The 25,985-nt window shown below is 35.2% G+C and carries 26 protein-coding genes; 8 read left to right on the top strand and 18 right to left on the bottom strand.

Features of this window, described 5'->3' with window-relative positions:
* Positions 1–104 precede the first annotated feature (104 nt).
* The 3 genes from frr to DOS84_RS08060 form a co-directional block, all read right to left on the bottom strand.
* The gene (gene frr, locus DOS84_RS08050) at positions 105–668 is read right to left on the bottom strand and encodes a ribosome recycling factor (protein WP_111409609.1); all 564 of its coding nucleotides are present in this window, start codon (positions 666–668) and stop codon (positions 105–107) included.
* Between the two features lie 74 nt (positions 669–742).
* Positions 743–1,450 carry a UMP kinase gene (gene pyrH / locus DOS84_RS08055; RefSeq protein WP_111409610.1) on the bottom strand — a complete coding sequence of 236 codons (708 nt, stop codon included), beginning with the start codon at positions 1,448–1,450 and terminating at the stop codon, positions 743–745.
* A 285-nt stretch (positions 1,451–1,735) separates the two neighbouring features.
* The gene (locus DOS84_RS08060; RefSeq protein WP_111409611.1) at positions 1,736–2,542 is read right to left on the bottom strand and encodes a patatin-like phospholipase family protein; all 807 of its coding nucleotides are present in this window, start codon (positions 2,540–2,542) and stop codon (positions 1,736–1,738) included.
* A gap of 174 nt (positions 2,543–2,716) precedes the next feature.
* Between DOS84_RS08060 and DOS84_RS08065 the strand changes: the two genes are divergently transcribed.
* Positions 2,717–3,334, top strand: coding sequence for a thioredoxin family protein (locus DOS84_RS08065; RefSeq protein WP_111409612.1), 618 nt, complete (start codon positions 2,717–2,719; stop codon positions 3,332–3,334).
* A 322-nt stretch (positions 3,335–3,656) separates the two neighbouring features.
* On the opposite strand, the gene truB is transcribed toward DOS84_RS08065, so the two are convergent.
* The 8 genes from truB to modA all read right to left on the bottom strand — a co-directional run bounded on the left by truB (position 3,657) and on the right by modA (position 9,288).
* On the bottom strand, positions 3,657–4,355 hold the full coding sequence (gene truB, locus DOS84_RS08070; protein ID WP_111409613.1) for a tRNA pseudouridine(55) synthase TruB: 699 nt from the start codon (positions 4,353–4,355) through the stop codon (positions 3,657–3,659).
* Between the two features lie 7 nt (positions 4,356–4,362).
* Positions 4,363–5,172: an undecaprenyl-diphosphate phosphatase gene (locus DOS84_RS08075; protein WP_111409614.1), complete on the bottom strand. Its 810-nt coding sequence runs from the start codon at positions 5,170–5,172 to the stop codon at positions 4,363–4,365.
* A gap of 71 nt (positions 5,173–5,243) precedes the next feature.
* The gene (locus DOS84_RS08080) at positions 5,244–5,483 is read right to left on the bottom strand and encodes a DUF3098 domain-containing protein (RefSeq protein WP_111409615.1); all 240 of its coding nucleotides are present in this window, start codon (positions 5,481–5,483) and stop codon (positions 5,244–5,246) included.
* 60 nt (positions 5,484–5,543) lie between these two features.
* Positions 5,544–6,419: a cell division protein FtsX gene (locus DOS84_RS08085; protein WP_111409616.1), complete on the bottom strand. Its 876-nt coding sequence runs from the start codon at positions 6,417–6,419 to the stop codon at positions 5,544–5,546.
* Between the two features lie 152 nt (positions 6,420–6,571).
* Positions 6,572–7,423 (bottom strand): sulfate/molybdate ABC transporter ATP-binding protein, encoded by an 852-nt coding sequence (locus DOS84_RS08090; RefSeq protein WP_243636336.1) that lies wholly within the window; start codon positions 7,421–7,423, stop codon positions 6,572–6,574.
* Positions 7,424–7,446: 23 nt separating this feature from the next.
* The gene (gene modB / locus DOS84_RS08095) at positions 7,447–8,118 is read right to left on the bottom strand and encodes a molybdate ABC transporter permease subunit (RefSeq protein WP_111409618.1); all 672 of its coding nucleotides are present in this window, start codon (positions 8,116–8,118) and stop codon (positions 7,447–7,449) included.
* The gene (locus DOS84_RS08100) at positions 8,111–8,515 is read right to left on the bottom strand and encodes a TOBE domain-containing protein (protein ID WP_111409619.1); all 405 of its coding nucleotides are present in this window, start codon (positions 8,513–8,515) and stop codon (positions 8,111–8,113) included. Before DOS84_RS08100 ends, modB begins: the two co-directional genes overlap by 8 nt.
* Positions 8,515–9,288: a molybdate ABC transporter substrate-binding protein gene (modA, locus tag DOS84_RS08105; protein ID WP_207802031.1), complete on the bottom strand. Its 774-nt coding sequence runs from the start codon at positions 9,286–9,288 to the stop codon at positions 8,515–8,517. Before modA ends, DOS84_RS08100 begins: the two co-directional genes overlap by 1 nt.
* 942 nt (positions 9,289–10,230) lie before the next feature.
* Here modA and DOS84_RS08110 point away from each other — a divergent pair.
* From DOS84_RS08110 to DOS84_RS08120, 3 genes are all read left to right on the top strand, one after another.
* Complete coding sequence (locus DOS84_RS08110; protein ID WP_111409620.1) at positions 10,231–13,293, top strand: leucine--tRNA ligase; 3,063 nt, start codon at positions 10,231–10,233, stop codon at positions 13,291–13,293.
* 111 nt (positions 13,294–13,404) lie between these two features.
* Positions 13,405–13,590, top strand: a complete 186-nt coding sequence (locus tag DOS84_RS08115; protein WP_111409621.1) for a hypothetical protein — start codon at positions 13,405–13,407, stop codon at positions 13,588–13,590.
* Between the two features lie 93 nt (positions 13,591–13,683).
* On the top strand, positions 13,684–14,364 hold the full coding sequence (locus tag DOS84_RS08120; protein ID WP_111409622.1) for a zinc metallopeptidase: 681 nt from the start codon (positions 13,684–13,686) through the stop codon (positions 14,362–14,364).
* A 103-nt stretch (positions 14,365–14,467) separates the two neighbouring features.
* On the opposite strand, the gene DOS84_RS08125 is transcribed toward DOS84_RS08120, so the two are convergent.
* Together DOS84_RS08125 and DOS84_RS08130 are read right to left on the bottom strand one after the other, a co-directional pair.
* Positions 14,468–15,217 carry a uroporphyrinogen-III synthase gene (locus DOS84_RS08125; RefSeq protein WP_077378154.1) on the bottom strand — a complete coding sequence of 250 codons (750 nt, stop codon included), beginning with the start codon at positions 15,215–15,217 and terminating at the stop codon, positions 14,468–14,470.
* Positions 15,218–15,230: 13 nt separating this feature from the next.
* On the bottom strand, positions 15,231–15,902 hold the full coding sequence (locus DOS84_RS08130) for a DUF4271 domain-containing protein (RefSeq protein ID WP_111409753.1): 672 nt from the start codon (positions 15,900–15,902) through the stop codon (positions 15,231–15,233).
* Positions 15,903–16,003: 101 nt separating this feature from the next.
* On the opposite strand from DOS84_RS08130, the gene DOS84_RS08135 reads away from it, so the two are divergent.
* Genes DOS84_RS08135 through DOS84_RS08145 form a run of 3 tightly spaced genes read left to right on the top strand, consistent with a single transcriptional unit; the run spans position 16,004 to position 18,588 of the window.
* A complete protein-coding gene (locus tag DOS84_RS08135) occupies positions 16,004–16,729 on the top strand; it encodes a polyprenol monophosphomannose synthase (protein ID WP_111409623.1) in 726 nt (241 codons plus the stop codon).
* 12 nt (positions 16,730–16,741) lie between these two features.
* Positions 16,742–18,082 (top strand): dihydroorotase, encoded by a 1,341-nt coding sequence (locus tag DOS84_RS08140; protein WP_111409624.1) that lies wholly within the window; start codon positions 16,742–16,744, stop codon positions 18,080–18,082.
* 11 nt (positions 18,083–18,093) lie between these two features.
* Positions 18,094–18,588, top strand: coding sequence for a DUF4296 domain-containing protein (locus DOS84_RS08145; RefSeq protein ID WP_111409625.1), 495 nt, complete (start codon positions 18,094–18,096; stop codon positions 18,586–18,588).
* Positions 18,589–18,594: 6 nt separating this feature from the next.
* On the opposite strand, the gene DOS84_RS08150 is transcribed toward DOS84_RS08145, so the two are convergent.
* Entirely contained in the window at positions 18,595–19,584 is a 990-nt protein-coding gene (locus DOS84_RS08150) for an NAD-dependent epimerase/dehydratase family protein (protein ID WP_111409626.1), read from the bottom strand.
* Between the two features lie 139 nt (positions 19,585–19,723).
* Here DOS84_RS08150 and tyrS point away from each other — a divergent pair, with 139 nt between their 5' ends.
* Positions 19,724–21,022 (top strand): tyrosine--tRNA ligase, encoded by a 1,299-nt coding sequence (tyrS, locus tag DOS84_RS08155; RefSeq protein WP_111409627.1) that lies wholly within the window; start codon positions 19,724–19,726, stop codon positions 21,020–21,022.
* A 93-nt stretch (positions 21,023–21,115) separates the two neighbouring features.
* Here the strand turns inward: tyrS and DOS84_RS08160 are convergent, their stop codons facing one another.
* The 4 genes from DOS84_RS08160 to DOS84_RS08175 form a co-directional block, all read right to left on the bottom strand.
* The gene (locus DOS84_RS08160; protein WP_111409628.1) at positions 21,116–22,096 is read right to left on the bottom strand and encodes a LuxE/PaaK family acyltransferase; all 981 of its coding nucleotides are present in this window, start codon (positions 22,094–22,096) and stop codon (positions 21,116–21,118) included.
* Positions 22,097–22,227: 131 nt separating this feature from the next.
* Positions 22,228–22,566 (bottom strand): T9SS type A sorting domain-containing protein, encoded by a 339-nt coding sequence (locus DOS84_RS08165; protein WP_111409629.1) that lies wholly within the window; start codon positions 22,564–22,566, stop codon positions 22,228–22,230.
* A gap of 102 nt (positions 22,567–22,668) precedes the next feature.
* Complete coding sequence (locus tag DOS84_RS08170; RefSeq protein WP_207802032.1) at positions 22,669–24,093, bottom strand: hypothetical protein; 1,425 nt, start codon at positions 24,091–24,093, stop codon at positions 22,669–22,671.
* 196 nt (positions 24,094–24,289) lie between these two features.
* Positions 24,290–25,867 (bottom strand): T9SS type A sorting domain-containing protein, encoded by a 1,578-nt coding sequence (locus DOS84_RS08175; protein WP_111409630.1) that lies wholly within the window; start codon positions 25,865–25,867, stop codon positions 24,290–24,292.
* Between the last annotated feature and the right edge of the window lie 118 nt (positions 25,868–25,985).

A 25,985-nucleotide genomic window follows, 5' to 3' on the forward strand; every position in this document is an offset into this window, starting at 1 on the left:
TGCAAAATGTGTTCAATTACATTTTGTTAGGGCAAAAATAGCTATAAAAAAATCTGTCTTGTTCTAAAAAACGAGACAGATTTAATAATTATAGAATCCAAAGATTAAACTTTCATGATTTCGGCTTCTTTTACTGCCAGAAGTTCATCAATTTTTTTGATAAATGAATTAGTTAAGTTTTGAACTTCTTCTTCTGCGCTTTTGCAAATGTCTTCCGAAGTTCCTTCTTTTTCTAATTTTTTGATATCCGAATTAGCGTCTTTTCGAGCGTTTCTAACACCAATTTTGGCATCTTCAGCTTCAGATTTGGCTTGTTTAGCCAAATCACGTCTTCGGTCTTCTGTAAGAGGTGGGACACTAATGATAATCATGTCTCCATTATTCATTGGGTTGAACCCAAGATTGGCAACCATAATTGCTTTTTCTATAGGATGCAACATGTTTTTTTCAAAAGGTTGAAGCGTGATGGTTCTAGCATCAGGCACACTGATTTTTGATACTTGAGATAGTGGAGATGCAGATCCATAATAATCAACAAAAACACTTCCCAACATTGCTGGAGATGCTTTTCCTGCACGAATATTTAAAAATGCTTTTTCTAAATGCTCGATAGAACCCGTCATAGATTCTTCTGTACTATCTAATATAAATTCAATTTCTTCTGTCATTGTTTTTAAGATTTCAGAGTTTAGGATTCAGGGTTCAGATTGTCGTGCTGCATCTGAAAACTGTTTACTGTTTTTTATATGTTTACTACGGTTCCTATGTTTTTTCCTTCACAAATTTTCAATAGATTTCCTATTTTGTTCATGTCGAATACTACTATTGGTAAATTGTTTTCTTGGCTTAAAGTAAAAGCAGTAGTATCCATTACATTTAATCCTTTTTTCAATACATCTTCAAAAGAGATGAAATCAAATTTTATTGCGGTTGCATTTTTCTCTGGATCACAGTCATAAACACCATCTACACGAGTCCCTTTTAAGATCACATCGGCATTGATTTCGATACCACGTAAAACAGCAGCCGTATCGGTTGTGAAATATGGGTTTCCGGTTCCTGCTCCAAAAATAACAATTCTTCCTTTTTCCAAGTGACGATCGGCTCTTCTTTTGATATAAGGTTCCGCTATTGATTCCATTTTTAAGGCAGTTTGCAAACGGGTTTTCATGCCTTTGTCTTCTAGAGCTCCTTGCAATGCCATTCCGTTGATAACGGTTGCCAACATTCCCATGTAATCTCCTTGTACTCTGTCCATCCCTGAACTGGCTCCTGCAACACCTCTAAAAATGTTTCCTCCACCAATTACTATAGCTATTTCTACTCCTTTTTCGTGAATTTGCTTTATTTCGTCGGCATATTCGGCCAATCGCTTTGGATCAATTCCGTATTGTAAATCGCCCATTAAAGCTTCACCACTTAATTTTAGAAGGATTCTTTTGTATTTCATCAGTCAGTTTTTGTTTTTTTTAAGTCTCCCTTCGTTATCGAAAGTAAATTGCATCACTGATTGGGTTCAATGCTGTCAAATTTGTGCAAATATAGACATATTCTGTTTTTTTTGAAAATAGTGTTCCTTAAATATTTAAATTAAGTTTATTAGTGATTGTTTCGTGCTTTTATTTGAATGCTAAAACACTGATAGCCTATGTTTTTTTAATATTTATAACCTTTTTTGGATGCCGGAATGACAATTTTTCTTGTTTTTAAAATTAACCTTTTAAATCTTGATGACTTAGTATCCAAGTAACTTAGTGTTTAGGGAAGAATGAAGTTTTTTGTATGTTTTTTTTGCCGATTCGTATCCAATGTCAAAGATAGCCTCCATTTTGACTTTGCTTGTTTCGAAAGTGCTATAGAGTGATAAAGCTTCGGGCTCGATCAGCCAGTCACAATGCTCAAATTTGTGTATGCTGGAATTGGCAGAGAATAAATCAAAAGCTCTAGCGGTTACCGATTTGATAGAGGTCAAATCTTTGGCTTCTATTTTTTGGATTGGACTAACATAAACACCAATTAAAATGTCGCATTCCTCTTTTAAGATATCTGTTGGAAAATGATTGAGAATGCCCCCATCACTGTATAATTTACCGTTAAATTCATAAGGAGACATTACCCCTGGAAATGATGATGAGGCTAAGATTGCATCTATTGTTTTGGTTTCGGGGCCAAATATTTTTGATCTTCCTTTAATCATGTCAGTTGCAGTAATGTAAACAGGAATTTTAAGTTCGGACAGAGTGGTGTCTTTAAATATTTCATAGAAATATTCTTTGAATGACTCCGAATCAATTAATCCTGCTTTTGAGAAGGTAAAATGCTTCCAATGAAAAAAATAAATGGATTTAAAGAATTCCAAAATAGCCTCGGGTGATTTACCGCTTCCATATAAAGCAGCAACAATTGAACCAGCACTTGAACCGGCAATTTGCGTAGGAACAATATTTTTTTCTTCCAAAAATTTTAAAACGCCAGCATGCGCGATGCCTTTTGATCCACCTCCGGATAGTATTAAACCGATTGATTTTGATTTGCTGTCCATTTTATAAAAATATGCATTTTGTTTGTTACAAAGTGATTTTTATCACGTTTTTAAACAACGGGTATTGTTAATTTTGCTTCAAATAAATTTGTATAATGAAATGAGCATGTCGTCATTGGGAGTATACACCAATGAAGATGTGCCGTTTTATGAAACAATGGAAAAGATTTAGTTATGAAAAGTTCAGTAGCGAAGGCTTTGTTTAATAGTTATACTTATCTAGAATATAAAAAAATCATATCCGATTTGCTCTCCGAAGGAAAATCAACCGGAATCGAACAATCAGAAGATTTATTGCAATATAGTGTCTTAAACGAAATCCGTTTGAAACGTTTGGACAAAACAATAAGTGTTCCGGATGATGTCAGTTCCAAATTAAAAGCACTTGAAAAAGAATATATTTGGTTGGTCATTGCCGAAGGCTGGTGTGGGGATGCTGCACAGATTTTACCAATATTGAATAAAATGGCGTTAGAATCAGGTAAGATATATTTGAAAATTGTTTTCCGTGATTTGAACGATGAATTAATGAATCAATTTTTAACGAATGGAGCCAAAGCCATTCCAAAACTCCTCATAATTGATAAAGAATTGGGTAAGGTTTGCAACCATTGGGGCCCAAGGCCAAAAGGCGCTTTCGATTTAATTAAAAACTACAAAGAAAAATTTGGCATTGTAGATGAAGAAGCCAAAAGACTATTGCAATTGTGGTATTTACACGATAAAGGATTGTCTGTGCAAAATGAGGTCGTAGAAATAATGTGTTCTTTAAAAGAATTAGCTTGTTTATAAATAGTTAATAACTATAAGATTCTTGTTTCTCTTTTTATTTCAAAAAAAAGTAAATTAGTAACTGCTACCAGATCTATTGTTTTGATTTACTTTTTTTATTGGTGTGTTTAAATATTGTTTAACAATTTAAAAAAACATCATTATGAGAAATTTATTTGAAAAGATTTATGATTATGTATCGCATTTGCTATTTGGAAATGAAAGTGCTACTCATTATTAACCAATAGCGTAACAAGTTTAAAAAAAGAGAGAATGAGTTGACATTACTTTGATTTTCGAAAAAAACACATCGCAAAATTATTTGTCATGTGTTTTTTTTTGTTTAGAATCCAAGTGTCAGAGTTTGTTCAAATAAAGTTACATCAATAGCATCTTCCACATTGTACTCGCCAATTTTCGTGCGTCGTAAAACCGTTAAGTGTGATCCTGAATTCATTGCTTTTCCAAAATCATAAGCCAAGGAACGAATGTAAGTTCCTTTGCTGCAAACAACTCTAAAATCGACCTCGGGGAGTGCAATCCTAGTGATTTCAAATTCATGAATAGTAGTTTTTCTGGCAGCAATTTCTACCGTTTCTCCAGCTCGGGCGTGCTCGTATAGACGTACACCGTCTTTTTTTATAGCTGAAAAAATTGGTGGCTTTTGATCTATTTCGCCCAAAAACTGTTTTACGGTTTCGTGAATAAGAGTTTCGTCTATATGATCTGTCGGGAAAGTTTGGTCAATTTCGGTTTCCAAATCATAGGATGGAGTCGTGGCTCCAATGTAGAACGTTCCGGTGTATTCTTTGGGTTGCCCCTGTAATTCGGCAATTTTTTTGGTGAATTTACCAGTACAAACCAATAATAATCCAGAAGCCAATGGATCCAAAGTTCCTGCATGTCCAATCTTGAATTTTTTCGGTAATCCTGCTTTATTAATTAAGGCATATTTGAGTTTGTTTACCGCCTGAAAGGAAGTAAAATGCAAAGGCTTGTCAATTAAGAGAACTTGGCCGTTTAAAAAATCTTCAGTTGTCAATGGATTTTTATTTTATATATGAAAAGTAAACAAAAAGGAAAACCCCCATAATTATACGATACCATCCCCAAGGTTTGAATCCGTATTGTTTGATGATGCCTATGAAAAATTTTATGGCCAAAATGGCAACAATAAATGCAATGACATTCCCCATCAGGAATAATTTTATGTTTTCTGGAGATTGCATTAGTAGTTCGTATCCTTTTAATTGTGAAGTTTCATACGTTTTTAATAATAACGAATAAACTGTTACCGCCAACATTGTTGGCACTGCAAGAAAAAACGAAAATTCTGCTGCAGCTTGGCGCGTCAATCCTTGTTGCATTCCTCCAATAATAGAAGCAGCAGACCGACTTGTTCCGGGCATCATGGCTAAACATTGCCAAAAACCTATTGCAACCGCTTTTTTAATAGTAATGTCTTCTTCTGCTACTATTGTCGGGCTATGAAATCTACCGTCAACAAAAAGCAAAATTATTCCGCCAAGGATAAGTACAATAGCAATAGGAATGGGGTCTCCAAGGATGGCTTCAATTTTGTCATCAAATAATTTCCCTAGTACTAATGCTGGAATAACAGCACAAGTCAGTTTAATGTAGAAATTAAATTTAGAGAAATCAAAAAATTTTTTCCAGTATAATACAACTACTGCCAATATCGCTCCAAATTGTATGGAAACTTGAAAAAGCTTTACGAAATCATCGTTTTGAATGCCAAAGTAAGAACTCGTAAAAATCATATGAGCCGTTGAAGATACAGGAAGATATTCCGTAATTCCTTCGACAATGGCAATAAGTATAGCTTGTAATGTATTCATTTTTGTGAAAGTTTTCAGTTTTCAGTTTTCAGTTTCCAGACTGTTGCTAACTGAATACTGACGACTGTTTACTATTTTTTAGGATTTTTAAGAATGGCATAAATGGTAATTCCAAAGCCAACTAAAACAGTTGTTGGAGCCAAACGAATTCTTCGGAAATCAAATACGGATTCATTGAAAACATTAGGATCATCGCTTCCTCCGCCAGACATTAGTATAAAACCCAGTGCAATTACTCCAATCCCAATCAATAGAATTTTGTAGTTTATCTTTTCAAAAAGGAATTCGTGTTTGTGTTCTTCGTTTTTCATTATTTGTTTTTTTTAATGCTCCGCGAGTTAATTTTTTAGGCTAGATTCTGCAATCTAAAATTAATAAAGATCATCTGTTCTTAAATTCAAGAAACGTTGCGTTGCAAAATAAGTACTTAACCAAGTGATTAAAACGCCAAGTCCAAATACGGCAATTAATACAAGTCCTATTAATAACTTGTCATCTAGGATTCCAAGGTCTGGAAAACTGTTTTCCAAGTAAATCAAGACGCCAATTAAAGCTAGAATTGCCAGCCCAGCGCCAATCATTCCCAGTTTTATGCTGCGCATTACAAATGGTTTTCTGATAAAGGCTTTGGTAGCGCCCACCATCTGCATGGTTTTGATGATGAAACGGTTGGAATATATGGAAAGTCGCAATGAACTATTGATTAAAAGTACCGCTATAAAAGTTAAGAAAGCACTAACGATTAAAATCCACATGCTGACTTTTTTAATATTGTCGTTTACTAGGTTGACCAATTGTTTGTCATACACAATATCCGAAACCATTGGGTTCTTGCGTAAGTGGGATTCGATTTTTGCAATGCTATCCTTAACAACGTAATCTGCTTTTAAATGAATGTCGTATGAGTTTTGCAATGGATTTTCACCCAAGAAAGTCACGAAATCTTCGCCAATAATGTCAGTATGTTCTTTTGCTGCCTGTTCTTTGGAAACATACACAAAAGTTTTAGAAAACTTGGAGCCCTTCAGCTCTTGGCCAAAAGCCTTAAGAATAGAATCATTGGCTTCATTTTTGAAAAAAACAGTCATTGCTATTTTTTCTCTGAAGTCATCGGCCAGTTTTTTGGAATTGATAATAAAAAATCCCAGTATACCTAATAGGAACAACACTAAGAATACACTTAGCACTACTGAAAAATAAGAGGAAATTAACCTGCGCTTTTGAAACTTTTCAAAGGATGAACTCATAGTATGTCTAAATTATGGGGTAAAAATAATAAACATATTCTTTAATTTGAAGTTAATAACTCCCAAAGTTTTAACTTTCGTGCAAATAATACCGTTTGTTATTTCAAATTGGTTCAATATAGATTGTGCAAAATGAAATATACAACAACATTTTATGATAGCACCTGAATAATAGGATTAAATGCTTTGGAGGCAACCAATACTTTTTGTCCTATTTTAAAATCCTTTATTTCATTCTCGGTAGCTACAACCTTTATAATGTTATTTCCTGAAAATACCTGAATGATATAAATGATGTCGCTTTTGGTAATGCTTATTATTTCTCCCGTCAGTTTGAATTTGCTGCTTATTTTTTCTTCCGAAAAGACTTCGCTGGGCGTTCCTTCTTTAAGGATTTTTCCTTTGTCGAGAATGATTACTTTGTCCGAAAGCTTGAATATTTCTGGGATGCTGTGGGTTATCATTACTGTTGTCAATTGATATTTTTGATGGATTTTCAAGATATAATCCTGAAGTTTAAAACGCATTTCATCGTCAAGCGCCGAGAGTGGTTCATCGAGCAAAAGGATTTTTGGTTTGCGGACAATCGCCCTTGCGAGAGCCACACGCTGTTTTTGCCCTCCCGATAAATTTTGAGGTTTGCTGTTTTGTAAAGACTGCAATTCCATGAGTTCGATTAATTCGGAAACGATTTGGGTATTGTCGTTTTTTTGCAGGGCAAATTCTAGATTTTCTTTTACGGTCAGATTAGGAAACAATGCATAGTCCTGAAAAACAAAACCGATGGAACGATTTTGAACGGATAAATGAATTTTGTTTTGAGAATTGTCCCAAACTTCATTTGCCACTTCTATATGAGTTTTTTCAGCTTGGGTAAGTCCCGCTAAAATTCTAAGTAGTGTTGTTTTTCCGGTACCCGAATTTCCATAAATAGCCAGAAACTGACCTTTCTCGATAGTGAAAGAAACATCCAACGGTAATTTGCCGTCTGCCGTCTGTAGCATTTTATGGGTTTTAAACTGTATCATTAATAAAGAGCTGTTTTTCTTTTGTTATTGATTAAATGGACGGCTAGCAAAATGGAAAAAGAAAATACAAACAATATCCCCGCATAAACATTGGCATTATCGTAATTCATCGATTCGACTTCTTCGTAAATGGCAATTGAAACAACCTTGGTTTCTTTAGGAATACTTCCCCCCACCATTAAAACCACTCCAAATTCTCCCACTGTATGCGCGAAGGTCATTATGATTCCAGTGAGTAAGGAAGGACGGATATTAGGAAGGATAATTTTCAGGATGGTCGAGAATCTCGATTTGCCCAATGTGAAAGAAGCTTCCTGTAAAGTGGTAGGCAGATTTTTTAAGCCCGAAAGAATAGGATTCACCATAAAAGGCAAACTGTATAAAACGGATGCCAGAATTAATCCCTGAAAAGTAAAAACCAAGCGTAAATCAAAATAATCGGATAGAAATTTGCCAAAAGCATTTTCCGGACTGAAAGCAATTAGGAGATAAAATCCCAAAACTGAGGGTGGCAGCACCAGAGGCAAACTGATGATGGCCTCGATTACTGCTTTGAATCGGAAACGACTATACGCGAGCCAATAGCAAAGCGGAATTGCCATAAGCAGGAGAATAAGCGTTGTAATAAACGCCAATTTAGCCGTGAGCCATAATGGGTCTAGATCAATCATTGGGAGATAAGCTTACTTCGTTTGTTTTTATTAATGCCATTACCGCGTCTTTTTTTTCTAACTGCAATTGCTCACAGGCATTGGTCGTTATGATGGATTCTATAACTGTTTCACCAAAGTTCAGGCTGATTTGACTGAGCAGAACGCCTTTTTTTATGGATTCAATGGTGCATTGCAGTCGGTTTTGAATACTGATATTGGGGCTGAAATCTTTGGAAATAATTACCTCGGTTTCCTTAAAAATAATTTTTACGGAATGGCCTGTTTCGAGATAGGATGCCGTTTCCGGTGTGTCAAGAACAATTGAGGTGAAAATAGTATCGTTGGATTTTACTTTCACCAATGAAATTCCCTCGTATGACTGAATTGATGTTATATTTCCGTTTAGTGTATTCATTATTTTTTAGTTGAATAACCATAATGTTTTAAAATAGCTCCCGCTTTTTTTGAAGAGATGAAATTGTAAAATTTGACGGCGTTTGGATTTCCCTGCCCGTGGTTCAAAATTACGCATCCTTGTTCCAAAGGAGTGTGGCTTTTTTCGGGGATGATGTAATATTTGCCTCTTTCTTTCTGCATGTTTGGGGTGAGAACGAGTGACAACGCCACGATTCCGATATCGGCTGCTCCAGTTGTGGCAAATTGGGCGGCCTGCGTAATGTTTTCGCCAAAAACCAATTTGTTTTTTACTTTTTCATACACTTTGTAGTATTTCAAACTTTCTACGGCCTTTTCTCCATAGGGAGCCGTTGCTGGATTTGCGATGGCTATTTTGGCAATATTTGCGTTCAGGAGCGTATTCATTTTTTTGATGTTGGGATCCGTTTTTTTGCTCCAAAGCGCCAGTTTTCCGGTGGCATACATTTTAACTTCCGATGCTGTTAGCTTTTTTTTCTTGAGTTCGTTGGGATAATCCATGTCGGCGGAAAAGAATAAATCGAAGGGAGCGCCATTAGAAATTTGCTCAAATAATTTTCCCGAAGCGCCGTAGGTTACTTGTGCGTCAATATTTGGGTATTGGATTTTAAAAACGGTTGTTATGGAGTCTAAGGCCACTTTTAGATTGGCCGCGGCGACTATGGTGATTTTTTGCTGGGCTTTTGCAACGCTAAAAAATAATAATAGAACTAGGGTCGTTGCGCTGAAGAGTAATTTTCGAATGTTCATCATTTACTGATTTCTATTTTGGCTTCCTATTAGGTTTTAGATACACAAATGTAAGTATTCTTATTTTAGGGCAAACGAACAAGGCATTCGCATTTAAAAAAAGTGAAACACGAATTACGCAAATTTGCACGAATTACGATCTGTTTTAATTACACTAACTCTTAAAACAGACAGAATTTGTTCAATTCAATTTTAAAAATTGTTAAAATTTGTGATAATCTGTGTAATTTGTGGTAGAAAATTTTAAAAGCGAATACCCTGGGGAGCTACTTGCGGAGATGCTTCCTCTGTCAGCATGACAAGTTTGTGGGTAATTGGGATTTTAAAAAAGCGTAATTGGAGGAGTGTTGTCATTCAAAATTTATGATTTTAGCACTCAATACTGATTATATTATGCTTTATCACTAGCTAAGTTTGCCATAAAGGATAATTTAGTTAGTGATAAAGGCTAAGTAAATTAGTAATAAAGGATAATAATATTAGTGTTTAATGCAAGTAAAGTTATGCTTAAAGGCAAACTTAGTTATGGATAAAAGCCAACTAAGTTAGCGATAAGTGTTAGTATAGTTATGCTTAAAGGCTAACTTATTTAGGTATAATGGCTAATTTTTCATAAAGGCAATCTGTTTTTTGATTTATTTTTAGCGGGAGGTTGATTTTTGCAGTTTTTCTTTTTTAGGATCATGGCAAAAATGCAAAATCTCTCCCTTTAGCCCCGATAGAAGTGAAAATCCCCCGCTTTTGGGCGGGGATTGCAACGAATAGCGGGACTCATGCCTCCTGAAAATGCCAAATCTTTCTGCTCCAAAATCAATTAATTTGGCTCCTTTTTTTAAATAAAATTAGCTTTGGTAACAAGCTACAATAAACGTAAATTTGCCAACTGAAAATTAGGAGAAAATCTTAGAAACTTAGCGACTTAGTAGCTTAGAAACTGCATAAAAAATGAAATACAATCCGAACGAAATAGAAGCCAAATGGCAAAAATACTGGGCAGAGCATAAGACTTTTGCGGCCAAAAACGATTCAGACAAGCCAAAACATTATGTGTTGGATATGTTTCCTTATCCGTCTGGAGCTGGATTGCACGTGGGGCATCCGCTGGGGTACATCGCTTCGGATGTGTATTCGAGATACAAAAGACACCAAGGTTTTAACGTGCTGCACCCAATGGGGTATGATAGTTTTGGATTGCCGGCGGAACAATATGCTATACAAACAGGTCAGCGTCCTGAGGACACGACTTCGGTAAACATTGATGGTGGCGTTGACAAGGAAGGAAAAGTGATTGCCGGATACAGAAAGCAGTTGGATAAAATAGGATTTTCATTTGATTGGGATCGTGAAGTGCGTACTTCGAATCCCGATTATTACAAGCATACACAATGGATTTTTATCCAATTGTTTAATTCTTGGTACAATAAAAGCACAGACAAGGCGGAGGATATTTCGACTTTGGTTGCTGTTTTTTCTGCAGAAGGAAATGCGAATGTAAATGCAGTTTGCGATGATACTATTGAATTATTTTCGGCAGATGAATGGAACGCTTTCGCAAAAGAACAGCAGGAGAAAATCTTGCTGCAATATAGATTGACCTATTTGGCAGAAACCGAAGTGAACTGGTGTCCGGGATTGGGAACAGTTTTGGCAAATGACGAAATCGTAAACGGTGTTTCGGAACGTGGCGGCTATCCTGTGATCCGTAAAAAAATGACGCAATGGAGCATGCGAATTTCGGCTTATGCGGAGCGTTTGCTGCAAGGTTTGAATGATATTGACTGGAGTGAAAGTATTAAGGAAAGCCAGAGGAATTGGATTGGAAAATCGGTAGGGGCGATGGTAGATTTCAGATTGCAGAATTCAGAAAGCAGTATTTCAGTATTTACGACAAGACCTGATACGATTTTTGGAGTCACGTTTATGACTTTGGCACCAGAGCACGAATTGGTAGCACAAATCACAACTGCTGAACAAAAAGCGGAAGTGGAAGCCTATATAGAAAAAACAGCCAAGCGTTCCGAAAGAGAGCGTATGGCGGATGTGAAAACTATTTCGGGAGTTTTCACTGGAGCTTTTGCTGAGCATCCGTTTACGAAAGAACCAATTCCGGTTTGGATTGGGGATTATGTTTTGGCAGGATACGGAACAGGTGCTGTGATGGCGGTTCCTTGTGGTGATGAGAGAGATTATGCTTTCGCCAATTTCTTCAAAGGGCAAAATGGAATGCAGGAAATCAAAAACATTTTTGCAAATGTTGATATTTCCAAAGAAGCTTTTGGTTCTAAAGACAATGTGGAAATAGCCAATTCGGATTTCCTAAACGGATTGAACTATAAAGAAGCGACTAAGAAAATAATTTCAGCACTTGAAGATATAGGTCAAGGAAAAGGGAAAATCAATTACCGTTTGCGTGATGCGGTTTTCTCCCGCCAAAGATATTGGGGAGAGCCTTTCCCGGTGTATTATGTGAATGGCTTACCGCAAATGATTGATGCGAAACATTTGCCAATCGTATTGCCGGAAGTGGAGAAATACTTGCCAACCGAAGACGGATTGCCTCCATTAGGAAATGCAACGGTTTGGGCTTGGGATAGTTTGCAGAATGCAGTTGTCAGTACGCAGTTAATAGATAACGTAAATATATTTCCTCTTGAATTGAACACCATGCCGGGTTGGGCGGGAAGTTCTTGGTATTGGATGCGTTATATGGATGCGCAAAATGAAGGAGAATTTGCCAGCAAAGAAGCTTTGGCGTATTGGGAAAGCGTGGATTTGTACATTGGCGGAAGCGAACACGCGACAGGTCATTTGTTGTATTCCCGTTTTTGGAACAAATTCTTAAAAGACAAAGGATTTGCTCCGACTGAAGAACCGTTCAAGAAACTGATTAATCAGGGGATGATTTTGGGGATGAGTGCGTTTGTTTATAGAGTTTTGCCATTTATTCATGTTAAAGGTTTAGATGCTAGATTTCCCTTGTCTCCTGAAAAAAGTTCTGTCTTTTTTATTACTTCAAAATATAATGATTTTGAAAAATATAAAGATGTAATTAGTAAATCTGTTGCCGAGAAAAGTATTAATGGGATTAAGAAATATTTACTTAACGAAGAAGCTTTACAAGGCAGGGATGAAGAAATTGAGAAAATAAAGATTGAGGATATCTCTGTGTTTCAAATAAGTACAAATGCAATTCACGTAGATGTTTCAATGGTAAATTCTTCTGATGAATTGGATCTTGAAAAATTCAAAGCTTGGAGAGAAGATTATGTTGATGCCGAATTCATTTGTGATGAAAACGGAAAATACATTGTCGGTCGCGAAGTCGAAAAAATGTCGAAATCGAAATACAATGTAGTGACTCCAGATGATATTTGTAATGAGTATGGTGCCGATACCTTGCGTTTGTATGAAATGTTCTTAGGGCCATTGGAGCAGGCGAAACCTTGGAATACGGCGGGAATTTCGGGAGTTTTTGGTTTCTTGAAAAAACTGTGTCGTTTGTATTTTGACGAAAACGGTTTGATTGTAACCAATGACGAACCTACGAAAGACAACTTAAAATCATTGCACAAAACCATAAAGAAAGTGGCGGAAGATATCGAGAGTTTTTCTTTTAATACTTCGGTTTCGCAGTTTATGATTTGCGTGAATGAATTGTCAGCGCAAAATTGTCATTCTCGTGCAATTTTAGAGCCATTGGCAATTGTGATTTCGCCATATGCACCACATATTGCTGAAGAATTGTGGTCGTTGCTTGGAAATACTGGTTCTATTGCAACCGTGCCGTTCCCAGTTTTTGAAGCAGTTCATTTGGTGGAAAGCGATAAAGAATATCCGGTTTCTTTCAACGGGAAAATGCGTTTTACGATCAATTTGCCTTTGGATTTAACCAAAGAACAAATCGAGGAAATCGTAATGAAAGACGAAAGAACCATCAAACAGCTGGACGGTAAAACACCAAATAAGGTGATTATCGTTCCGGGGAAGATTATCAATTTGGTGGGATAGAAGTATAAATTTTCAATATTAAAAATTCCAAATTCCAATTTTACGATTGGGGTTTGGATTTTTTTTGTGTAACATTTTGCGTGTTTTTATACCAATATAAAAAACACAAAAATGAAAAAACACGAAATTCACATTTTGAAAAAGAAGGCCGGTTTTTCCGGTATGAAAGAAGAATTGTCAAAAGAAGTTGAAGTTTTCTTGAATACTAAATCTTCTGAAGGGTACGAGGTTATAAATGTTTCTTTTACGTATTATGAAGGTGCAGAATTGATAGCCTTTATTACGATTTGCAAATAGTTTTGTAAATGCCAAAATGACACAATAATAATCGTGGTTCGGAATTTGATGTTTAATTTACAGATTTTAAACAGAAAATAAAAAAAACAAAATATGGGAATGAGTTATTTGATTCTTGCCGGTGGTATTATGCTGGCAAGTTGGTTAGTGAGTTCTACACTAAAGAGTAAATTTGAATTTTATTCGAAATTGCATTTGCAAAACGGAATGTCTGGACGTGAAATCGCCGAGAAAATGCTTGCAGATCATGGAATTTATGATGTAAAAGTGATTTCGGTTGAGGGACAATTGACCGATCATTACAATCCAACAGATAAAACGGTTAATTTAAGCGAAGCGGTTTATAACCAACGCAATGCCGCCGCCGCCGCCGTTGCAGCGCACGAATGCGGGCATGCGGTACAACATGCCACGGCTTACAGTATGCTGACTTTGCGTTCTCAACTGGTGCCAGTTGTAAATGTGGCTTCGACTTATATGCAATGGATTTTATTGGCCGGAATCTTGATGTTGCGTACATTTCCCCAACTGCTGTTGGTTGGAATTGTAATATTTGCAGCAACGACTTTGTTTTCGATTGTTACTTTACCGGTAGAATACGATGCGAGTAACAGGGCTTTGGCTTGGTTGGAAAACAAAAATATGTTGACCCAAGAAGAACAAGCTGGAGCAAAAGATTCCTTAAAATGGGCCGCCAGAACGTATGTGGTTGCTGCATTAGGGTCTATTGCTACTTTGTTGTATTATATTTCGATTTTTAATAATAGAAGGTAAGAAAGTAAAAATTAAAAAAAATCCAAATTCCAATTTTACGATTGGCATTTGGATTTTTTTATTGTTATTGAAATTGCAAATGTAATTGCCATTTCATTGGTGTCTATTTTCCTTTATTCGCTTCAGCTATATATTTTTCTAAAGCCATTGTCATCGATGGAGTTCCAGGTGTTGGAGCCATAATGTCAATTCGCAATCCGTGATCCAAAGCTTCTTTTTGAGTAGTACTGCCAAAAACGGCTATTCGAGTATTGTTTTGTTCAAAATCGGGAAAGTTTTTATATAATGATTTAATACCGGTTGGGCTGAAGAAAGCCAAGACGTCGTAATAAACATCGGCCAGATCTGATAAGTCACTCATAACCGTTTTGTAAAAAGTGGCTGGAGTCCAGTCAACTTTCAAAGCGTTTAGCGTTACAGGAATGTCTGCGTTTAATTGGTCAGATGCCGGTAATAAGAATTTCTCGTCTTTATATTTTTTGATTAAAGGCGACAAATCAGCAAAATCTTTAGGGCCTACATAAATTTTACGTTTTCTGTATACTACGTATTTTTGCAGGTAAAATGCAATTGCTTCAGATTGACAAAAGTACTTTAATCCTTCAGGAACTTTGTAGCGCATTTCATCTGCCACTCTAAAAAAATGATCCACGCCATTTTTGCTTGTTAATATAATAGCAGTGTAGTTATTAAGATCGATTTTTTGAAGTCTAATCTCTTTTGCGCTTACTCCTTCTACATGAATAAAAGGTCTGAAATCAATTTTCACTTTATGCTTTTGTTGCAGCTCAAAGTATGGAGAATTTTCCACTTTAGGTTCTGGTTGTGATACCAAAATTGTTTTCACTTTCATATTTAAATAATTTCTAAACGCTACCTTTTGTAAACCAATAATACATAAAATAATAGGGTGCTATTTCAAGAGTGCAAAGATATAAAATAAAATAAAACAACTTGCTGAAAATTTCCTTTCTGTAATTTTTTATGGAGTACACATACAGTAAAACGTTCAAAACTATGATACTATATAAAACCAGTTGCGGTATATTTTTTAAGATAGATTCATAATAGAATAAAATGATGTCAATTGGCAGTAGTAATAAACCTATATATGTTCTGTAGGTAACTTTCTGTAAATTAAACTGTTCGACAAGTTCTTCTATTTTGAATGTCGTTGCAATGATTTTTTCGATTAAAAATTTTGATAAAATGAAGTAAATGACAAAAGTAAATATCTGAATAAATAAGACCCAATCCGTTTTGGAACCAAAACCAAAATTGTTTAGTAAAATTTGAATAAAAAACGAGAATGAAATAATTTGGACAATGAATAAGGATATGGAGAACATTCCCATCAAATGACTACTGTCTCTGTAAATTCGAACGTATTTGTCTGAAAATATCAATTTAGTGAAATCTTCAAAGCGGTTTTCATAGACGGATTTGGTTAAAGCAATGATGCCAAAAGCCATGATAAAAACGAGTGTTACCCAGTCGTTAGTATCGGTTATTCTAGGATGAAGTACGTGTTCAGTCATAATTAGAGCAAAATTAGTGATTTTTATAACATTATTTATTATAATTTTATAATAATCAAATGGCATAAAAAGGTTACTTTTGCACGGAAATTACGCGAAACATGAACAATTGCATTGTTATAATTCCCACCTATAACGAAATTGAAAACATAGAAAGCATTATTAGAGCAGTGCTCTCTCAACACAAACCTTTCCATGTCTTAATTATTGATGATAACTCTCCAGACCATACTGCGGATAAAGTGGTTATGCTTCAGTCAGAGTACGGCGGTAGGTTGTTTTTGGAAAAAAGAGCTAAGAAATCGGGGCTGGGTACAGCTTATGTGCATGGTTTTAAATGGGCATTGCAAAATAATTATGATTTCATTTTTGAAATGGACGCTGATTTTTCTCATAATCCTTATGATTTGGAGAAATTATATGATGCTTGTCATTTTGGTGATGCTGATTTATCCATAGGATCTCGTTACGTTACAGGGGTAAATGTTGTCAATTGGCCTTTAAGTCGCGTTTTAATGTCTTATTTTGCATCGGTTTATGTTCGTATGATTACCGGAATGAAAATACATGATGCTACTGCTGGATTTGTTTGTTACAAAAGAGCGGTACTCGAAGCTATAAATTTGGATAAAATTAGATTTGTTGGGTATGCTTTTCAGATTGAAATGAAATACCGAACGTATTGTAAAAAATTTGCCATTTCAGAAGTGCCTATTATTTTTACCGATAGAACCAAAGGGCAGTCTAAAATGAGCAATTCTATAATCATTGAAGCCGTATTTGGCGTCATTATGTTGCGTTTAAAAAAGTTAGTTAACAGTTTGTAAAAGAAAGATACTATGAATAGATATTTGATTAAAAATGCTAAAATAGTAAATGAAGGAGTCATTTTTGAAGGAGATGTGCTTGTAGAGAATGACCTTATCGTTGAGGTTTCTGAGAACATTAGCCTGAAATCTTCAGATTGTATGATTATTGATGCAGAAGGGAATTATCTTTTACCTGGAGTTATCGATGATCAAGTGCATTTTAGAGAACCGGGACTTACCCATAAAGGAGATATTGAGTCGGAATCTAGAGCTGCGGTTGCAGGAGGAATTACGTCTTACATAGAACAGCCCAATACTGTTCCTAATGCCGTTACCCAAGAAATTCTTGAAGAAAAATATAAAATTGCAGCCGAAAAGTCTTTTGCCAATTATTCTTTTATGATGGGCGCTACCAATGACAATCTGGAGGAAGTCTTGAAAACAAATCCTAAGAATGTTGCTGGAATCAAAATATTTTTAGGTTCTTCAACAGGGAATATGTTGGTGGACAATGAAGCGGTTTTGGAGAAAATATTTGCTTGTACTTCAATGTTGATTGCTGTTCATTGTGAAGATGAAATGACAATTAAAAACAATTTAGAAAAATATAAGGAAGAATATGGTGAAGATGTGCCGGTAACTGCGCATCATCTTATCCGCAGCGAAGAGGCTTGTTATATTTCTTCTTCGAAAGCCGTTGCTTTGGCTAAAAAAACGGGGGCAAGATTGCATGTTTTTCACCTTTCGACCGCCAAGGAAATGGAATTGTTTACTAATAAAATTCCGCTAGAGGAAAAAAAGATTACTGCCGAAGTTTGTGTGCATCATTTGTGGTTTACCAATGACGATTATGAAACTAAGGGCAATCTGATTAAATGGAATCCTGCAGTAAAAACGGCTAACGATAGAAAAGTTCTGTGGGAGGCGCTAAATGATGGACGTATTGATGTTATTGCCACCGATCACGCGCCACATACATTGGACGAAAAAAAGCAAAAATACCTCCAAGCTCCTTCTGGTGGACCATTGGTACAACATGCTCTTGTAGCAATGTTTGAAGCGCATCACCAAGGGAAAATAAGCGTTGAGAAAATTGTGGAAAAAATGTGTCACAATCCAGCCAAGATTTTTAAAATTGAAAAAAGAGGTTTTATCAAAGAGGGTTATTTTGCTGATTTGGTTATTATCAATGCAGGATTGCCTTGGAGTGTTAAGAAAGAAAATATACTTTCGAAATGTGGGTGGTCCCCTTTTGAAGGTTTTACTTTTAAATCTAGAATTACCCATACTTTTGTGAATGGTAAATTGGTTTATTCTGGTTTTAAAGTAAAAGACATTCGTGCCGGCCAAAGAATGTTGTTTGATAGATAAAAAATCATTAGATGAAAAAAATAATATCTCTTTTTGCATTAGTTGCCTTGTTTTTGAGCTGCAATAAGGATTTGGTTGAAAAGCCAGATAATCTTATTGACAAAAAAGTGATGGGAGATATTTATTATGATATGTCAATTTTGGAAGCCTTAAAGTACCAAAATCCCAACTCTTTATACACGAACGGAATTAATCCAAAGACTTATATTTTTAAAAAATATAAAATTGATAGCCTTCAATTTGCAAAAAGCAATGCCTATTATGCTGCTGATTATAGAGAATACAAAAAAATGTATGATGCTCTTAACGACCGTTTAAAAAAGGAAAAAGATGCCGTAGATTTGATAATCAAAAAAGAAGCAAAAAAAGCTGCCGCATTAAAAAAAGCAAAAGCCAAGAAAGTGCAGGATTCTATAAAAAAGGCTAAGAAAGTCAAGGATTTGAAAATTAAAAAAGAGAAAGATTCAATTGCTCAAAAGAAGCAAGAAATAAAAGCTAAAAAATAGAAGCAGTTACAGATTTGTAATCTCCTTTATATAATTATGAACGTCTTCGAATTTAATATTCAAGGCGTTTTTTATTTTTTCATTGGAATATAAATCAGTTGTGTAAGAAGATCTTGCAGAGGCTTTGCTTAGTTGCCTCTTTTGACCAAAAATATTGGATGAAACCCAATCCAGGTTTGATAAAGCATTCATTATAAATGGAGTTGCATGATATTTAGGTCTTTTGACTTTTAAAGCATCGGCAATAGAAAAAAGCAGATCCTTAAAAACAATATTCTCACTTATTAATGTAAATCGTTCGCCATGGATGGAGCTTTTCATTAGTTGATACATTACGTCTACCACATCCGAAACTGCCACAAAACCGGTTAATCCGTTGGTGTAAAAAGACAGACCATTTTTTACTCTTGTAAAAAGTTCACCGCTTCCTTGGTCCCAAAATCCTGGACCAATGATAACGCCTGGATTTACAATCACGACTTCAAGTCCCTCTTGCAGTGCGCGCCATATTTCCATTTCGGCACCATATTTTGAAATAGCATAATCGCTATGCGGTTTTTCGGGATTCCATTCGGTTTCTTCGGTAATAATGGATTCGTGCTCCGGCAGGTCGCCGAGAGCCGCTATGGAGCTCACATGACAAAGTTTTTTGACATTATTGGCCAAACAAAAATTGACAATGTTTGCTGTGCCTTCGATATTGGTTTTTCGAACGAGTGCTTCTTCTTTTGGGTCAAAAGAAATCATCGCTGCACAATGATATACTTGGTTTATTTCCTGAAAGGCATTTTCTAAAGTGGGAATATCCAGAACATCGCCTTGAACCCATTGGATAGAATCATAAAGGCCATTTTTTTGGTACAATGAAAAAAGAGCTTTGGTTTTTTTGGTGCTATCTAGATTTCTATAGATGGCACGTACATTTTCTCCCTTTTCCAATAGGTGAATTAAAAGATGTGCGCCCACTAAACCTGTTCCTCCCGTAACTAATACCATATTTACAAATATATTATTTAATGTTGATTCGTTAAATCGTTTGCGTGTTTATTTGGTGATTTTTTTTCGATTAACCGATTAAACAAATAAGCAAATCAACATTAAATTTTATCTTTGCTCTAAATTGATTATTTTATAGATGAAAAATATTATTTCCGAATTAGAATGGCGTGGTTTAGTACACGATATCATGCCAGGGACTGAAGAACAACTTTTAAAAGAAATGACAACCACTTATATTGGATTTGATCCCACATCAGATTCATTGCATATTGGTAGTTTAGTGCCTATTATTTTATTGGTTCACCTTAAAAATTTTGGACACAAACCTATTGCTTTGGTGGGTGGAGCAACCGGAATGATTGGAGATCCCTCAGGGAAATCGGATGAGCGAAATTTATTAGATGAAGCTACTTTAGCCAAAAATGTTGAAGGTATAAAAGGTGTTTTGTCACGATTCTTGGATTTTAATGATACTGCTGTAAATGCACCTGTTTTGGTGAATAATTACGATTGGATGAAAGGCTTGTCATTCATCAATTTTGCTCGTGATGTCGGTAAACGTATTACGGTAAATTATATGATGGCCAAAGATTCTGTGAAGAAAAGATTGTCTGGTGAAGGCGAGGGAATGTCATTTACGGAGTTTACTTATCAGTTGATACAAGGATACGATTTTTATCATTTGCATAAAGAATACAATTGTTTATTGCAAATGGGTGGCTCGGATCAATGGGGGAATATCACCACTGGAACCGAATTAGTTCGAAGAATGAACGTTGGAGAAGAAGCAAAAGCTTTTGCGATGACCTGTCCATTAATCACTAAAGCAGATGGTTCTAAATTTGGAAAATCTGAAGGCGGAAACGTTTGGTTGACAGCTGATAAAACTTCAGTGTATAAATTTTACCAGTTTTGGTTGAATACTACCGATGTTGACGCTGAGAAGTATATCAAAATTTTTACTTTCTTGGACAAAGAAACTATCGATGCTTTGATCGAAGAGCATAAATTAGCGCCGCATTTAAGAGTTTTGCAGAGAAAATTGGCTGAAGAGTTAACTGTTTTTGTACATTCTGCCGAAGAATTAGAAAAAGCGATTAAAGCTTCGAATATTCTTTTTGGAAACGCCACCGCCGATGATTTGAAACAACTGGATGAAGCTACTTTTCTAGAAGTTTTCGATGGAGTTCCACAGGCAAAGATTTCAAGGAGTGATGTCGAAGCAGGATTAGATATCGTTACTGTCCTGAATGAAAAAACAGGTTTTTTTAAATCAAATGGTGAGGCAAGAAGAGCTTTGACTGCGAATTCAATTTCAGTGAATAAAGAAAAAGTGAACGAAACATTTGTGCTTTCGACAAAAGATTTGATTAACAATCAGTTTGTGCTGTTGCAAAGCGGTAAGAAAAATTATTTTGTGATTAGAGTGGTTTAAGGTTTAATTGTTTGATATGGTTTAAAAGTGGATTTAAATCTCAGTTTGAACAACTTTAAACTATAATTAAATATTTAAACAACGTAATAAACCTTAGACGACCATCAAATTACAACCTCGAATATCAGAATTATCAAAACGTCCCAATACTTCGAAAGTGGTATTGGGATATTTTTTGCCCAAATCTTGTGTAGCAATAAAGGAACAGGAGTTGATGTTGGCTAGGTCAATAACGTTTATTCCGCCCGTTTTTCCGTCGTTTACATATGTTAAGGCATCTTCGGTATCGCGAATGTGTATTTGCATCCATGAAGGGCATTCAAATAAGCCGTTTCCTAACGAATAAGCCTGAGAAAGTAATTCGGTCATGCCATACTCGGAATGTATAGCAGTAACGCCAAATCCGTTGCAAAGTTGTTCATGCAATTCTTCTCGAATCATTTCTTTGCGCTTTCCTTTCATGCCGCCAGTTTCCATGATAATCGTGTGCTGCAGTTGGAATGTTCTTTTTTCGATTAAATCCAATAAAGCATAGGTCACTCCAATGAGAATTACATTTTGTCCCGCTTGATCTAAATCAATTAGTTTTTGAATTAATTCGTCATGATTGTTGAGGTAAAATCCACTGTCGCTGTTGTTGGTTAATTGAATTAAATCTTCAACCATGTAAATTAGCGAGGATCCTTCTCTCTCAAGGTAGGATGGAAGTAAGGCCAAGACAACATAATCTTCTATATTTCCGTAAAATTGAGAAAACCCTTTGCGATAGCTTTCCTCATAAATGGAAACATCGGTAACTAGATGTCTGCTTGTGATGGTGCCTGTTGTTCCGCTACTTGTAAAAGTTGCTTCAATTGGATTGTTGTTTGAAACAACATCGTGGCTTTTGAAAAATTGTATGGGCAAAAAAGGAATTTGATGCAACGATTTTACTTTTTGCGGATTTGTTTTTAGCAAATCACAAAATTCTTGGTACACCAAATTGTTTTCATATTGAAATCGGAATACTTTTAAAGCTGTTTTTTCAAATTGCTTCTGACTCGAAATGGTAAATATGTCGCTGGCTGTAATCAAGTTCTTTTTTTTGAGGACAAAGGTATTATTATTTTGGAACCTTTTTTGGTTTTTGATGTTTATGACTTTGAAAAGTTTCAAAAAAAAAGTTCCAATTTTAATTGGAACTTTTATGAATATTTTAAGAAGAATTATTGTATTATTAACTTTCTGCTACTCGTTGCACTTTCTTCAGTGATTTTAATGATGTAAACCCCTGGAGAAAGATTGGAAACGTTTAGTTCTTTGTTGCTAATAATGGTTTGCAATACTTTTTTTCCTAATACGTCAAAAATGATAATTTCTTTTTCTAAGTCGTTTTTTGAAGTAATATAGACTTTTCCATTAGTCACAGGATTTGGATACAAATTTAACCCTTCAATTGAAGTGCTTTCTTGTATTTTTGGCGACTGCTTACTTTCTTGTGCTTTTGCACCAGAAGTAAAAAAGATTGCCAGTAAAAGAGTAATATAAAAGTAGTTTTTTGTCATTAGCATTTTAAGTTCACAGTAAATATAATAAAAAAATGATTTAAAAAAAAATACCTCCCATAAATTGAGAGGTATTTTAACTAATTCACAATGTTTTAATTATTATTTTATTAAGCTAACTCCGTCAACAGTAGACCATGCACCAGGAGTCAATGTAGCTCCTGTAGCTGCATCGTTCGTTGTCCAGTTTGTTGCAGGAACAAAACTAGCTGCAGACAATGTAAAAGTAGCTGCTCCTGAAATGAAGGTAAGAGGAGAGTTGGTTATTTTTACGTTGTTTAATTTAATTTTTCCTGCAGCAACTTGATGGTCGTAAGTGGCTTTATCTAGTACTTGAATGACACCACCATTAAATGCAGTAGGAGTAGTTTGGCTACCATAACCATCAATTACGATGTTACTGTAATCTCCGTTTCCTTCTTTTTTAAATTGAATAGCATCTAATTGAATTTCACTCTGTGCTTCTGTAGTTGTACCAGCAGCTCTTTTTAGAGTGATGTTAGTAACTTTAGGCCAGAAATTATTATCAACGCTTTTAGATTCTACTTCAAGTCCGTAGTTTGCAACACCTACTTGGTAGGCATACCAGTTTGTATTTTCTTGACCTCTCCATCCATCTTGCCAATCAAAGGAATCGTCAGAATTACCGTAAGAGATTGAGCTTGTTAAGCTTACTGTTCCTCCGTAAAATTCAAAGCCATCATCGTTACCTTTATAGGCAACTAAATGATCTAAAGTTGTTCCTGAACCGACAGAGTAGAATGAGAATCCATTGTTTTCTTTACTATTAGTTGTAATAACTTGTCCTGCATATTCAACTCTTACATATTTCAATGAACCTCCATTATGTGCTGCATTTGAACCTCCGTATTTCAATCCTAAACCATCTTCTGAGGTTGCTGTTTGTGGAGCAGGAGCAGATGCTGAATTTACAATTGGAGCATCACCATACATAATAATACCAGCCCAAGAACCCGATATTTTTGATTTTTCGGTAAAAACTATTGGAGCATCAGCAGTACCATTGGCAATTAATTTTCCGCCAAGTAGTATAATAAGACCATTTTGTCCAGTAGTCTTGTCGCAAGTAATTGTAGAACCAGGTGCGAAAGTAACAGTTACTCCACTGTTAATTTTAACCATTCCTTTTAAAGTATAATTACCATAAGCATATACTTTATCTGCTGTAAAATCTCCAGTTATTTCACCTGTTGCAGCAGGAATTGCAGTTACAGTCACTGTTTTTGTTACTGGCGCTGCTGCTCCTGTAACGGTATAAGTTATTAAAGATGTACCAACTGTTACCCCGGTAATTACTCCAGTTTTAGCGTCAACTGTTGCTACCGTTGGAGTAGCACTTGTAAAAGTACCTCCTGTAGTTGTACTTGTGAATGTTGTAGTTGTTCCAACAACAATGCTTTCAGTACCAGTTAATGGAGCTACTGTAATTGGATCCTCATCATTATTACTGCATGATGCGATTAATAAGCCTAAAGACATTGCTAAAGCTAAAAATTTTGTTTTCATAGTTTGTGTGTTATTTTTCATAATTTGATAAGTCAAAAGTACTTTGGGAGTTTGGAATAGATGTTACTTAATAATTACAAAAAAGTTATCAAAATCAGTATATAATGTTAAGTTAATATTAAGAATATTTAAAAAAAAATAAAGACCCGATATACAGAACTTTATTTTTGTGAATGCGTAAATAATCTATAGTTTTTTATTTAAATACAATCTTTCCAGTTTTAATCTCTTTGTTTTCAGATATAATTTTATAGTAATATATCCCTTTTGGATAATTTGATGGGATATTCCATTTCACAATTTGACTTGGAGTAGCAGTACCTTTAAAAACGGATTGTGCGTGTCGCAATCCTTCAGAATAAATAAGTATTTCCATTTCTTTATCGATAGAAGAATTCGTTGTGAAATTTACAGAGTCTGATGTAGGGTTTGGATAAACAGCAGATATTAATTTGTCTTCATTGTTTAAAGCTTTAATACTTAATCCGGAATTATGTGGCAGGAGAATACCATTACTAGCTGAACCTTCACTTCCTGAATATACCACCCTTTTTAATATAAAATCATTAGGTGAATTGAAATATATATCAAAGGTAGCTGGAGTTAGTATTAGATTTTGTGATGTATCAGGTAAGGTGCTGGTGTCTCCATCCTGATCCAGTATATACCATGAATATTGATAAGATTTTGGTCCTAAACCTCCTGTAGGCACACTGCCATTAACGGTTAATCCATTCAATGTAATGGTGTTATTTTGTATAAGAGAATTATGTGGCAGCAAAAGACCATTACTAGCAGAAACTTGACTTCCAGAATATACCACCCTTTTTAATATAAAATTATTAGGTGAACTGAAATATCTATTAAAGGTAGCCGGAGTTAGGATTAAATTTTGTGATGTATCAGGTAAGGTGCTGGCGTCTCCATCTTGATCAAGTATATACCATGAATATTGATAAGAACCTGTAGCTCCAGTAGGTACGCTACCATAAGCTGTTAATCCATCTAAGGTGATTGTATTATTTGAAATTGGCGTAGGAGCTTGAAGTACCGTTATCGTAATTTCGTTACTGCGGCTTGTAAGAGACCCTATATTTTGTCTAAAATATTTTGTTGTTACAAATGGAGTTCCTGGGTAATAATAAAAACTTGTTGCTCCAGGGATAAGTGTAAAAACACCGTTTACTGTTTTGTACCACTGATATGTATAGTTGCCTGCTCCCGTGCCACTTATTACGGAGGCTGTATCGCCTTCATTTATTGTTGTGCTGATAGTTCCCCCTGGTCCTCCTATAAATATCATTTCAGGGGGTATTGTACCAGGAGGAGAGGGAATAACTTTTATGGGGATAATATTTCCTGTAATTACGCCACCACTACTTGAAGTGACATTAAACTGACCATATAATCTTCCACCAGTAGCACTAAAATTTGTAGCATTTAACGAAATAGTAAATTCTTTACTATACCAAGAGCTTAAGTTATTATTAGTGAAATCAACATTTAAATATTGTAGAGAACTACTTGCTGAAGATGATTTCTTACTCATGACATATAAATTACCGCTCACTGATAGTGATTGAGGGTTATCTATTTTTAAATCAAAAGTTACAGATTTAGATCCACCTTCATATATTTCAATAGCCGCCCCATTAGGTATAAGAGCACCATTTGTATATCTTAAATTAGAAATTGTTACTGTTTGTCCATAGGTTGAAATTACAGATAATACTGCAAAAAAAAGGAAGTTTAATAATAATTTCATGTTTTTCATAAATATTTATTTTTAGTTTAGATAAAAGTAATAAGATAATTAATACAGTATATTATCAGAATATTACATTAAATTAATTATAATGTTAAGAAAATTTTGAATGATACCAAATCGGATG

It is taken from the genome of Flavobacterium aquariorum (genome assembly GCF_003254745.1).
In the GTDB taxonomy this organism is placed as follows: domain Bacteria; phylum Bacteroidota; class Bacteroidia; order Flavobacteriales; family Flavobacteriaceae; genus Flavobacterium; species Flavobacterium aquariorum.